The organism is Clostridium sp. K13, assembly GCF_019734195.1.
In the GTDB taxonomy this organism is placed as follows: Bacteria; Bacillota; Clostridia; order Clostridiales; family Clostridiaceae; genus Clostridium.
Genome location: NZ_JAASHM010000055.1, coordinates 5,099 through 18,065, shown reverse-complemented (window position 1 = coordinate 18,065; position 12,967 = coordinate 5,099). Strand labels below are relative to the sequence as shown.

Genomic DNA, 12,967 nt, shown 5'->3' with positions numbered 1-12,967 from the left:
CCGCCGTGTACCAGACCGGTACGCACGGTGGTGTGAGAGGTCGGTAGATAAAATAATTATCTGCCTCCTACTCGATTATAAAATTAATTGTATTAATTAAAAGATAATTTTATTACTAAATAATATATAAATTTATTTTCCTTTTACGACAAAATGCACAAGCTAATTCTTTAAAGTTCCCTTATAAAAAATGTATGTTCGTATTTAATAATTAGTAAAAGAATTTTTACAAAGAAAATATTAATGTTTTTATTGGAAAAAAAAGGGATTATGTCTTACGAAACAAAAAAGTAGTAAACATTAATTGACATAACTCTAATTATAAAAATGATATTATTTTATTAGGAATTTTATGAGGAGAATGATAAATATGGATTACGGTATTGAAGTGCCAAGCTATAGGCGAGTGAATAATGAAAAAGAAAAAAAGAAATTAAGTTTTGAAAATGGAGTATTTGGTTTAGTTATGGTCTTAATTTCCGGAGCTATGCTGAGTAGAGTGGGATTTGGGTTTGTAGAAGGTTTGTATTTAGCACCATTTGGGATAGGATATCTTCTATCGATATCTAAAAAAAGTGATATAAAGAGAATAGCTTTAGTTTTTGTAGCGGTAGTAATAGGATATTTAACTGGCGGTAGTAAGAAGATAGATATTATACTTTATATTTCATTAGCAACAGTAATATTGTTATGTAAAATTATTTGTAATGCTTTAAATAAAGGGTTGAAAAATAGAATTTCATTTTTAGCTATTGTTGTAACTGCTATATCAGTAGGGTTATTAATAGGAGAACAAAGCTTAGAAATAAATTTAGTATTTTCTTTAGCAAAATCTATAGTTATAATACCTATATTTTATATTCTTAATTATGCTATTGGATGTATGCAAGAAATAAATACCAATTATTTTTATTCTACAGAAGAGTTAATTAGTATTGCTATATTAAGCTGTCTTGTTATAGCGGGAATAGGTAATTTTGTTATATTTGGAATTGAAATAAGAACTATAATAGCATTAACAATGGTTATTACAACGGCTTATGCAGCGGGAAGTAATTCAGGTGCAATCTTAGGAATAACTATGGGAATAATAATAGGAATTGCAAATAATGATTTATTAATATCTACTACTATGTATGCCACATGTGGATTAATTGTAGGAGTATTTAAAGAGACAGGAAAGGTATTTTCTGTTTTAGCATATGCAATATCTTTATTTATGATGTTAACTTATACTGGAAATATAACAATTCAATCAATTATAGAAGTTATTATAGCAGGAGTTATTATGATGTTAATTCCGGCAAAAACTATTAAAGAAATATTAAGAGAACTTAATAATGAAGAAAAAACTAAAATTATAAGTGACGCTCAAGTTGAAGGAATAAAATTAGAGTTTATAGATAGATTAGAGTCTTTAAGAGGATCTTTAACTGCAGTTGCAACATCTATTGAAAGTTTATCAGGTAATGAAAAATTACTTATGAAAAATAAAGGAGCTGCAATGATTGAAAGCCTGGCAGATAGAGTATGTCAAGAATGTGAAATGAATAATAAATGTTGGGGAAGAGAACTTCACAGTACTTTTTCAGATTTTGGGGAACTTATGTTAAGTTGTGAAAGTAAAAAATTATATTTACCAAAAGACTTAAATTTAAAATGTGTAAAAAGAACTACATTATTAAAAAGTGCTGAAGAGTTATTTTCAACTTATACTATTAATGAGGCATTAAAATCTAGACTTATAGAAGGACGAAGTGTTATAGCAAATCAAGTAAATAATATGGCTACTACAGTTTCAAGTATACTTGGAGATTTCAATAATAATGTAGATAGTTGTTTAGAAATAGATAAATTATTAAGAAAAACTTTAGTAAAACATAAGATAAGATATAATAATGTATATTCATATACAGATAGAAAAGGGCGTTTAAAAATAAAGATAAAGATAGATAGTTATGATGGAGAAAATTATTGTAGAAAGTTAATTATTCCTGTTATTAGTGAGCTTGTTAGAACACCTTTAAGCATTGCTGAAGATGGATGCCAAATTGATCCAGAAACTAAAGAATGTTCAGTAACTATAGAGGAGTCTTATAAATATAATGTAACTTCTTATGTTTCTTTTAATGTTAAAGATGGAGAAAAGTATTCTGGTGATAGTTATAGCTTTGGGCAAAATAAAGTAGGAGAATATGTAACTATAGTTAGTGATGGAATGGGATCAGGTCCAGAAGCTGGTTTAGAAAGTGAAGCTGCCATAGAATTGATAGAAAAATTTATGGAGGGTGGTTTTAGTGAAACAACTATGCTTAATGCTGTAAACTCTATAATGGGTATGAAGTTTAGTGAAGATGAAAAGTTTACTACCTTAGATATGAATTCTATAGACTTATATACAGGTGAAACAGAGTTTATTAAAGTTGGAGCGAGTATGAGTTTTATTAAAAAAGGAGCAGAAGTTGAAGTGATTAATAGTTCATCTTTACCATTTGGTATATTAGATGATATAAATATTACACCAATTAAGAAAAAGGTAAAGCAAGGAGACATAATAGTTACAATAAGTGATGGAGTAATAGATGGAGATAAAACAAATATTGGTGATTATTCTTGGATAGTAAGCTATTTAAAAGGTGAACAAAATAATCCAGAACTAATTTCCAGGGAAATATTAGATTTAGCGAAGAAGAGAAGTAATGGAAGAGTAATTGATGATATGACTATAGTAGTTTCCAAGCTTTATGCATGTTAAGAAAAATTTAATTATTTATAATAAAAAATAGAGTATATCAGTAAAAATGTTTTAAAGGTGCTCCAATGGAGCACTTTTATTAACATTTTATAGAGTTTATTTAAGTATAAAGTTAGTACATAGTATATTTACATTAAAAAAACGTAACTGTATTATAGAGGTATATTAAAAAAATAGGAGAATACAAGTGTTAGATAAAGTAATAGATTATATAAGAGAAAATGAAATTATTAAGCAGGGAGATAAAATATTGGTTGCATTATCTGGAGGGCCAGATTCTGTATGCTTATTACACATATTATATAGATTAAAAGATACATTTAATCTAAAATTAGGTGCTATTCATATTAATCATATGTTAAGAGGTGAAGAAGCTGATAATGATGAGAAATATATAATTAAGTTATGTGATGAATTAGGAATAAATCATTATGTAAAAAGAATAAATATAGAGTATGTTGCAAGAGATACAAATGTATCTTTAGAAGTTGCAGGAAGAAATGAAAGATATAAAGCGTTTGAAAAAATAAGAGAAAAGTACGAGTATGATAAAATTGCAGTTGCTCATAATGCTAATGATCAAGCTGAAACTGTATTAATGAGAATTATGAGAGGTACAGGATTAGAGGGGTTAACTGGAATAAAGTCAAAAAGAATAGATGGAATTATTAGACCGATATTATGCTTAAATAGACAAGAAATTGAGGAATATTGCGAAAAAAATAATCTTAATCCTAGAATAGATGCTAGTAATTATGAAAGAATTTATAGTAGAAATAAAGTTAGATTAGATATATTACCTTATATGAGAGAAAATTTTAATAAAGATATAGTTGATACATTAAATAGAATGACATTATTATTACAAAAAGATAATGAATTTATAGAAGAATATTCCAAGAAATGTTACAATGTATATTGTGAAAATCATGATGGAAAGTTAAAGATATCTAAAGGGTTATTCGAAAAAGAAATGGAATCAATTGTAACTAGAGTTATAATAAGAGCATTTAAGGAAATTTCTAATTCGCATCAAAATTTTGAGATGAAACATATATATGAAATAGTTAATTTAGCACATAAAGAAACAGGAAAAAAACTAAATTTAACTAATAAAATTTTGTGTGAAAATTTATATGGGGATATTATTTTTATTAATGAAGAAAAGCAGAAAGATAATGATTGTAGCTATTGTGAGATTAAAATAAATAAAAGTAATATTTCTGATAAGGTTATTTTTAATGATTACATTATAAAGTTTGAAATAATTGAGAATAAAAATAAGGGAGAATTTCCTAAAAATAGCTTAATAAAGTTATTTGATTATGATAATATAGAAAAAGAGATTGAAATTAGATATAGAAGAGATGGTGATAAGATTGTTCCTTTAGGTATGAATGGCAGTAAAAAGCTTAAAGATATTTTTATTGATCTAAAAATACCAAGGGAAGATAGAAATAATATTCCTATTATATGTTTTGATAATAAAATTTCATGGATTTTAGGATACAAGACATCTCAATTATTTAAAGTAACTCAAGATACAAAAAATATATTAAAAATATCATTTGACAGAAAGGAATAAGAATATGTTACAAGATATAAAAGAAGTGTTAATTAGTGAGGAAGTTATAAATGCTAAGGTGAAAGAGTTAGCAGGAAGAATTAGTAATGATTATAAAGGAAAAGATTTATTAGTTGTTGGAGTATTAAAAGGTTCTGTAATATTTGCAGCAGAATTAATCAAGAATATAACTATACCTTGTGAAATTGATTTTATGGCGGTATCTAGTTATGGAACATCATCTGAAACAACAGGGGTAGTTAGAATACTTAAGGATTTAGATCATGAAGTTTCAGGAAAAGATATTATTATAGTAGAAGACATAGTGGATAGTGGAGTTACATTAGATTATTTATTAAATTATTTAAAAGGTAGAAAGGCTAACTCTGTTGAGATAGTATCATTATTAACTAAGCCATCTAGAAGAAAAGTAGATATAGAATGTAAATATATTGGATTTGAAACTCCAGATGAATTTTTAGTTGGATACGGACTTGATTATGCTGAAAAATATAGAAACTTACCTTTTGTAGGAATATTAAAAAGAGAAGTTTATGAGAAATAATTTAAATTAATTTTATAAAATTAAAATACACAAAGAAAGGGGGGCCTTGAATGAAGAAATATTCAAGTGCTACTGTATGGATAATAGCTATAATATTATTATTTTTTGCCGCATCATTTCTTTTAAGGGGAGAAAGTAGTTCTGACAGAATAGTATTTAGTGATTTCCAACAAAAGTGGATAAATGACGAAATTGAAAGTGTGAGAGTAGACCCAGATAAAATGCTTGTAACAGGGCAAACAAGAGATGATAAAAACTTTACAGTATATGCACCAGATTCTATGGTGGAGATGTTAAATAGTCAATATGCAAAAAATGATATTAAGATAGAGTATGTTGCGCCATCTAATAATAGTGTATGGCTTAGTATAATACCAAGTGTTTTAATAATAATATTATTTTTAGTGTTTATTTTCTTCTTTACTCAACAATCACAAGGTGGTGGTAGTGGTAAAGGTGTAATGAACTTTGGTAAAAGTAGAGCTAAAATGATGTCTCCAGATGCTAAAAGAGTAACATTTGATGATGTTGCAGGGGCAGATGAAGAAAAAGCCGAATTAGAAGAAATTGTAGATTTCTTAAAAGCCCCATCGAGATATACTGAAATGGGAGCTAGAATACCAAAGGGAGTATTACTTGTTGGTCCTCCAGGAACAGGAAAAACTTTACTTGCAAAAGCTATTGCAGGAGAAGCTGGTGTTCCGTTCTTTAGTATTTCAGGTTCTGATTTTGTTGAAATGTTTGTTGGTGTTGGAGCATCAAGAGTAAGGGATTTATTTGAGCAAGCAAAGAAAAATTCACCAGCATTAATATTCATAGATGAGATTGATGCTGTAGGTAGACAAAGAGGTGCAGGTCTTGGTGGAGGCCATGATGAAAGAGAACAAACTCTTAATCAATTATTAGTTGAAATGGATGGGTTTGGAGCAAATGAAGGTATCATAATGATAGCAGCTACAAATAGACCAGACATACTTGATCCAGCTTTATTAAGACCAGGTAGATTTGATAGACAAATTGTTGTTCAAAGACCAGATAGAAAAGGAAGAGAAGCTGTATTACAAGTTCATACACATAAAAAACCTTTAGAGGTTGATGTAAGTTTAGAAGTTTTAGCGAAAAGAACACCAGGATTTAGTGGAGCAGACTTAGAAAACCTAGCAAATGAAGCAGCGCTTTTAGCTGTTAGAAAAAATAAAAAAGCTATAGGTATGGAAGAGTTTGAAGAAGCAATAACTAGAGTTATTGCAGGGCCTGAAAAGAAAAGTAGAACTATTAGTGAGCATGATAGAAAACTTACTGCTTATCATGAGGCAGGTCATGCAGTGGTAATGAAATGTTTAAAACATTCAGATCCAGTTCACGAAATAAGTATTATACCAAGAGGTATGGCTGGTGGTTATACTATGCATTTACCGACTGAAGACAGAGCCTATACTTCTAAAGAGAAGTTACAAGATGAAATGGTAGGTCTTTTAGGAGGAAGAGTTGCTGAAAAGCTAATATTAGGAGATATAAGTACTGGAGCTAAGAATGATATAGATAGAGCTAGTTCAATTGCTAGAGCAATGGTTATGGAATATGGAATGAGTGATAAAATTGGTGCTATTTCATATGGTTCTGATAATAATGAAGTATTCTTAGGAAGAGATCTTGGTAGAGGTAGAAACTTTAGTGAAGAAATTGGTGCTGAAATAGATAAGGAAGTAAAGAAATTTATTGAAGTAGCATATGAAAGAGCTGAAGATCTTCTAAAAACAAATATAAATAAACTTCATGCAGTTGCAAAGGAATTATTAGATAAAGAAAAAATAGATGGAAAAGAATTTGAAATGATTTTTGATGCAAATTAAAAAGTAGCCGTAAGGCTGCTTTTTTTTGAATATTTAAGTTAAATAACGAATTAAAAGTTTGGATTTAGAATAATATTAAAGAATATATACGAATATTTAGATAGAAAATAATAAAAATGTTCGATTTGTGTTTAAAAAAGAAATTTATGGTGATATAATTAGGTATACATAAAATTTGAAAATATTAAGGAGGTTTATTATATGAAAAGTGATATTCAAATAGCTCAAGAAGCAAAAATGGAACCTATAGTAAAAATTGCGGAAAAGTTAAACTTAGGTGAGGATGATATAGAACTTTATGGAAAATATAAATGTAAGATTTCTTTAGATATGTTGAATAATAACAAAGATAAAAAAGATGGAAAATTAGTTCTTGTTACTGCTATAAATCCAACTCCTGCTGGAGAGGGAAAATCTACAGTTACAGTAGGGTTAGGGCAAGCGTTATGTAAGACAGGAAAAAAAGCTGTAATAGCTTTAAGAGAGCCATCTTTAGGTCCTGTATTTGGTGTAAAAGGTGGAGCTGCTGGCGGTGGTTATGCACAAGTTGTTCCAATGGAAGATATAAACTTACATTTTACTGGAGATATGCATGCTATTACTACAGCTAATAATTTATTATGTGCAGCTATAGATAATCATATCCATCAAGGAAATAACCTTAGAATAGATTCAAGAAGAATTATATTTAAAAGAGTTATGGATATGAATGATAGAGCTCTAAGAAATATCGTTGTAGGTATGGGTGGTAAAGTTAATGGTTTCTTAAGAGAAGATGGATTTATGATAACTGTTGCATCTGAAATAATGGCGATTCTTTGTTTAGCTACTAGTTTATCTGATTTAAAAGAGAGAATGGGAAATATATTAGTTGCATATGATTTAGATGGAAACCCTGTGTATGCAAAACAATTAGAAATTCAAGGGGCAATGGCATTATTAATGAAAGATGCAGTTAAACCTAATTTAGTTCAAACGCTAGAAAATACGCCTGCTATAATTCATGGGGGACCATTTGCAAATATTGCACATGGATGTAATTCTATAGTTGCGACAAAAATGGCATTAAAATTAGGTGATGTTGTTGTTACTGAAGGTGGATTTGGTGCAGATCTTGGAGCTGAAAAATTCTTAGATATAAAATGTAGATATGGTGATTTATCTCCAAATTGCATAGTTGTTGTTGCTACAATGAGAGCGTTAAAGCATCATGGGGGAGTTAAAAAAGAAGATTTAAATACTCCTAATGTAGAAGCGTTAGCTAAGGGAATAGTTAATTTAGAAAAACAAATAGAGAATATGCAAAAATATAATGTGCCAGTAGTTGTTGCCATTAATAAGTTTGTATCAGATACAGAAGAAGAAATACAATTTATTAAAGATTTCTGTGCAAAATTAGGCGTAAAAGTTGCTTTAAGTGATGTGTGGGCTAAAGGCGGAGAAGGTGGATTAGAATTAGCTAATATAGTAAATGAAGTATTAGACAATGAAGAATCAAACTTCAAAGTATTATATGATGAAAAAGAAAGTATTAAAAATAAAGTTTTAACTATCGCTAGAGAGATATATGGAGCAAAAAATGTTTTATATACTCCAGCAGCCAATAGACAAATTGCTGAGCTTGAAAAATTTGAATTAGATAAGCTACCTATTTGTATGGCTAAAACACAATATTCATTATCTGATAATCCATCTCTACTAGGTAGACCAGAAAACTTTGATATAACTGTTAAAGAAGTTAGAGTATCAAATGGTGCAGGATTTATAGTTGTTTTAACTGGAGATATAATGACAATGCCAGGTTTACCAAAGGTTCCAGCAGCTAATAGAATGGATATTCTAGAAAGTGGAGAAATTGTAGGATTATTTTAATTTTTAAAATTTACAACACTTGACAAATAACATGTAATTGTTAAAATTAAAGTATTAGTTTTAATTACTGTTTAATATTACAATAAAAGCAGCTTTAGGGCTGCTTTAATTATGTTAAGGTGGTGCGTTTATGATTCTACTGGTAGATGTGGGGAATACCAATATAGTTATAGGAGTATATAAAGATAATGATTATATAGCTGGTTGGAGAATTTCTACTGACTCTAAGAAAACTTCAGATGAATATGGAATACAAATGATACAGTTATTTAATCAAAATGATTTAAACCCAAAAGAAGTTAAGGGAATAATAATATCTTCTGTTGTACCTAATATAATGCATTCTTTAGAGAATATGATGAAGAAGAGTTTTAATATAGATCCTATAATTGTTGGACCGGGTGTAAAAACCGGTATAAACATTAAATATGACAATCCTAAAGAAGTAGGGGCAGATAGAATAGTAAATGCAGTTGCTGCTCATGAAATGTATAGAAGAAACGTAATAATTATTGATTTTGGTACAGCCACTACTTATTGTGCTGTTACTGAAAGTGGGAATTATTTAGGTGGATGTATTTGTCCAGGGGTGAGAATATCATCTGATGCTTTATTTGAAAGAGCTGCAAAACTACCAAGAGTAGAATTAGAATTACCTAAAAGTATAATATGTAAAAATACTGTAGCTAGTATGCAGGCTGGTATATTATATGGGTATATAGGGCAAGTAGAATATATAGTTAACAAGATAAAAAGTGAAATGATTGATATGGGATTTGAAAATCCATATGTAATTGCAACTGGAGGATTAGCTAACTTAATAGCAAAATCAACTGATGTAATTAATAAAGTTGATTCAAGCTTAACATTAGAGGGGTTAAGAATAATTTACGATAAAAATAAGGAGTAAACAAATGAAAATAGGAAACCTTAATTTTGAAAAGAGTGTTTTCTTAGCACCTATGGCAGGCGTTACTGATATATCATTTAGAGGTCTTTGTAAAGAAATGGGCTGTGGATTAGTTTATACTGAAATGGTAAGTGCAAAGGCATTATATTATGGAAGTGAAAATACCAAGAGTTTATTAAGAATTGCAGATGAAGAAAAACCAGTAGCTGCTCAAATTTTTGGAAATGATCCAAAAATAATGGCTGAAGTTGTACAAAGTCATTTTAATAAATTAAATGATATATGTATTTTGGATATAAATATGGGGTGTCCAGCACCTAAGATAACAAAAAATGGTGAAGGTTCAGCATTGTTATTAAATCCTAAACTTGCAGGAGAAATAGTAAGTGAGATTAAGAAAGTTTCAAGTAAACCTGTTACAGTTAAATTTAGAAAAGGATATGATGAAGATAATATTAATGCAGTAGAATTTGCCAAAGTTATGGAATATTCTGGTGCAGATGCGATTGCTATTCATGGAAGAACAAAAAAACAAATGTATGAAGGTAAGGCTGATTGGGATATAATAGGTAAAGTAAAGAAGGCTGTTTCTATCCCAGTTATAGGAAATGGAGATGTTTTTACTCCTGAAGATGCTTTAAGAATGAAAGAAATTACTAATTGTGATGCTATAATGATTGCAAGAGGAAGTATGGGAAATCCATGGATATTTAATCAGATAGAGAGTGTGCTGAAAGGTGAAGAGATATTGCCTATAAGTGCTGAAGAGAAAATTGATATGTGTTTAAGACATTATGAGCTAGCAATAAAATATGATGGTGAGTTTAAAGCAGTAAGAGAAATGAGGAAACATGCCTCATGGTATCTAAAAGGATTACCTAATAGTGGTGAGTTAAGAAATATTGTAAATAGTTTATCTACAACACAGGAAGTAGTAGATATATTACAAAGTTATAAAGAAGAAGTAAGACATATATACTTATAAAAGTATATAATATGTTTTAACAATATATTAATATATAAGTAAATAAAATAGCTAGTTATTTTATTGACAGATGAAATAGCTTGATTTATAATATTTAAAATGATTTTAAGATTACTAAGTTTCTGTATTCGATATGTGAATACGGTTAAGCTTTGAAGGGGAGAAAGATATGAGTCAATCAAAAAAATTTATAATGACTTACGAAGGTGTTAAAAAACTTGAAGAGGAATTAGAATACTTAAAAACAGTAAAAAGAAAAGAAATAACAGAGAAGATAAAAGTAGCTTTAGGATATGGAGATTTAAGTGAAAATTCTGAGTATGATGAAGCTAAAAACGACCAAGCCTTTACTGAAGGAAGAATAATTCAATTAGAAAATATGTTAAAAAATGCTGTAGTTGTTGACGAAAGCGAAATTCCAAAAGATAAGGTATCAGTAGGTTCAATCGTTAAAGTTATGGATTACGAATTTGATGAAGAAGTTGAATATACAATAGTTGGTTCAGCAGAAGCAGATCCGATGAATTTTAAAATATCAAATGAATCACCAGTGGGTAGTGCATTAATAGGAAAGAAAGTTGGAGATGTAGTAGAGGTTGCAGTTCCAAGTGGAATGAGTAAGTTTGAAGTCTTAGAAATAAGAAGAGACTAATTTGGAGGTATAGTGAATGTCAACTGAAGAAATGAATATGCAAGAACTAGAATCACAATTCAATGAACAAGAAAGATTAAGAAGAGAGAAACTAGTTCAATTACAAGAAGAGGGAAAAGATCCTTTCGATGTATATAAAGTTAATAGAACACATAGTTCACAAGCGATTAAGGATAACTTTGAAGAGTTAGAAGGTAAAGAAGTTACTGTTGCTGGTAGAATTATGTCTAAGAGAGGGCAAGGAAAAGTTGTTTTCTCTGATATACATGATAGAGATGGGAAAATTCAATTATTCATAAAGATTGATGAAGTTGGAGAAGAGGCTTTAAAACAATACAAGACTAATGACTTAGGTGATTGGGTTGCTTGTACTGGCGAAGTTTTCAAAACTAAAACTGGAGAAGTTTCAGTTAAGGCAAAAGAAATCCAATTAATCTGTAAGTCTTTAAAACCACTTCCAGAAAAATGGCATGGATTAAAGGATCCAGATCTAAGATATAGACAAAGAGAAGTAGATATTATAACTAATCCTGGTGTTAAGGAAACAATAATAAAGAGAACTCAAATTATTAAAGGAATAAGAGAATTCTTAGATAATAGAGGATTTTTAGAAGTTGAAACACCTATATTAGGTGCAATAGCTGGTGGTGCTGCAGCAAGACCGTTTATTACACATCATAATACTTTAGATATAGATATGTATTTAAGAATAGCAACAGAATTATATTTAAAGAGATTAATAGTTGCTGGTCTTGAAAAAGTATATGATATGGGAAAAAACTTTAGAAATGAAGGTATGTCAGTTAGACATAACCCAGAATTCACTATGATTGAATTATATGAAGCTTATGCTGATTATAATGATATGATGGAAATAACTGAAAACATGATTGAGTATGTTTGTAAAAAAGTAAACGGAACTACAAAAGTTACTTACCAAGGTACTGAGATTGACTTTAAAGCACCATGGAGAAGAATAACTATGGTTGATGCTGTTAAGGAATATGCAGGAATTGATTTCAATGAAATTAAAACAGATGAAGAAGCTCAAGCTATTGCTAAAGAAAAGCACTTAGAATTCCCAAAACCATTAAATACTGTTACTAAAGGTGAAGTATTAAATATGTTATATGAAGAATTCGGCGAAAAGCATATGATTCAACCAACATTCATTATAGATTATCCAGTTGAAATTTCACCTCTTACAAAGAAAAAGAGAGGAAATGAAATGTTTACTGAAAGATTTGAAGGGTTTGTATTTGGTAGAGAATTATGTAATGCATATTCTGAATTAAATGATCCAATTGTTCAAAGAGAAAGATTTGCTCAACAAGCTAAGGAAAGAGAGCTTGGAGATGATGAAGCTTACATGATAGATGAAGAATTCATGAGTGCGTTAGAAACAGGTATGCCACCAACAGGTGGACTTGGAATAGGAATAGATAGATTAGTAATGTTCTTAACTGACTCTGCATCAATAAGAGATGTTATACTATTCCCAACAATGAAACCATTAAATTAATAAAAAGCCACCGAAAGGTGGTTTTTTTATTATGAAAATAAATAAAAATGAAAGTACTTTAAATAAGTAAAGTAAATTATTATATCTTAAAAACGGGTTAATATTGTTAATGATTAGCTATAATATATTAAATTAAAGAAAAAATAAAAAAGTTTTAAAAAAGGTATTGCATTTTACATAAAAGCTGATATAATAAATTATGCAATGACATTCCGCGATAGCTCAATGGTGGAGCACTCGGCTGTTAACCGATAGGCTGGAGGTTCGAGTCCTCTTCGCGGAGCCATTT

At 29.3% G+C, this 12,967-nt stretch carries 9 protein-coding genes and 1 tRNA gene; all 10 read left to right on the top strand.

All coding sequences use genetic code 11. The annotated features are described in order from the left end of the window. Nucleotides 1-370 precede the first annotated feature (370 nt). The 10 genes from spoIIE (at nt 371) to HCG76_RS17785 (ending at nt 12,964) form a co-directional block, all read left to right on the top strand. Nucleotides 371-2,755: a stage II sporulation protein E gene (gene spoIIE, locus HCG76_RS17830; protein ID WP_221701588.1), complete on the top strand. Its 2,385-nt coding sequence runs from the start codon at nt 371-373 to the stop codon at nt 2,753-2,755. A gap of 187 nt (nt 2,756-2,942) precedes the next feature. After that, nucleotides 2,943-4,340 carry a tRNA lysidine(34) synthetase TilS gene (gene tilS, locus HCG76_RS17825; RefSeq protein WP_221701589.1) on the top strand — a complete coding sequence of 466 codons (1,398 nt, stop codon included), beginning with the start codon at nt 2,943-2,945 and terminating at the stop codon, nt 4,338-4,340. 4 nt (nt 4,341-4,344) lie between these two features. Beyond that, nucleotides 4,345-4,884 carry a hypoxanthine phosphoribosyltransferase gene (hpt, locus tag HCG76_RS17820; protein WP_221701590.1) on the top strand — a complete coding sequence of 180 codons (540 nt, stop codon included), beginning with the start codon at nt 4,345-4,347 and terminating at the stop codon, nt 4,882-4,884. 50 nt (nt 4,885-4,934) lie between these two features. After that, nucleotides 4,935-6,737 (top strand): ATP-dependent zinc metalloprotease FtsH, encoded by a 1,803-nt coding sequence (gene ftsH, locus HCG76_RS17815; RefSeq protein ID WP_221701591.1) that lies wholly within the window; start codon nt 4,935-4,937, stop codon nt 6,735-6,737. A gap of 201 nt (nt 6,738-6,938) precedes the next feature. Next, nucleotides 6,939-8,609 carry a formate--tetrahydrofolate ligase gene (locus HCG76_RS17810; RefSeq protein WP_221701592.1) on the top strand — a complete coding sequence of 557 codons (1,671 nt, stop codon included), beginning with the start codon at nt 6,939-6,941 and terminating at the stop codon, nt 8,607-8,609. 130 nt (nt 8,610-8,739) lie between these two features. Then, nucleotides 8,740-9,519 (top strand): type III pantothenate kinase, encoded by a 780-nt coding sequence (locus HCG76_RS17805; RefSeq protein ID WP_221701593.1) that lies wholly within the window; start codon nt 8,740-8,742, stop codon nt 9,517-9,519. A gap of 4 nt (nt 9,520-9,523) precedes the next feature. Next, nucleotides 9,524-10,504, top strand: coding sequence for a tRNA dihydrouridine synthase DusB (dusB, locus tag HCG76_RS17800; RefSeq protein ID WP_221701594.1), 981 nt, complete (start codon nt 9,524-9,526; stop codon nt 10,502-10,504). 169 nt (nt 10,505-10,673) lie between these two features. Beyond that, a complete protein-coding gene (gene greA / locus HCG76_RS17795) occupies nt 10,674-11,156 on the top strand; it encodes a transcription elongation factor GreA (protein WP_221701595.1) in 483 nt (160 codons plus the stop codon). A 16-nt stretch (nt 11,157-11,172) separates the two neighbouring features. Next, nucleotides 11,173-12,678 (top strand): lysine--tRNA ligase, encoded by a 1,506-nt coding sequence (gene lysS / locus HCG76_RS17790; protein WP_221701596.1) that lies wholly within the window; start codon nt 11,173-11,175, stop codon nt 12,676-12,678. A gap of 211 nt (nt 12,679-12,889) precedes the next feature. Continuing rightward, nucleotides 12,890-12,964: transfer RNA gene (locus HCG76_RS17785), tRNA-Asn, on the top strand. Nucleotides 12,965-12,967: the final 3 nt, after the last annotated feature.

What these genes read in the sequence shown, in the direction of transcription:
- HCG76_RS17805 (WP_221701593.1), top strand. Translation starts at nt 8,740, where the DNA reads ATGATTCTACTGGTAGATGTGGGGAATACCAATATAGTTATAGGAGTA.
- spoIIE (WP_221701588.1), top strand. Translation starts at nt 371, where the DNA reads ATGGATTACGGTATTGAAGTGCCAAGCTATAGGCGAGTGAATAATGAA.
- lysS (WP_221701596.1), top strand. Translation starts at nt 11,173, where the DNA reads ATGTCAACTGAAGAAATGAATATGCAAGAACTAGAATCACAATTCAAT.
- hpt (WP_221701590.1), top strand. Translation starts at nt 4,345, where the DNA reads ATGTTACAAGATATAAAAGAAGTGTTAATTAGTGAGGAAGTTATAAAT.
- HCG76_RS17810 (WP_221701592.1), top strand. Translation starts at nt 6,939, where the DNA reads ATGAAAAGTGATATTCAAATAGCTCAAGAAGCAAAAATGGAACCTATA.
- dusB (WP_221701594.1), top strand. Translation starts at nt 9,524, where the DNA reads ATGAAAATAGGAAACCTTAATTTTGAAAAGAGTGTTTTCTTAGCACCT.
- ftsH (WP_221701591.1), top strand. Translation starts at nt 4,935, where the DNA reads ATGAAGAAATATTCAAGTGCTACTGTATGGATAATAGCTATAATATTA.
- greA (WP_221701595.1), top strand. Translation starts at nt 10,674, where the DNA reads ATGAGTCAATCAAAAAAATTTATAATGACTTACGAAGGTGTTAAAAAA.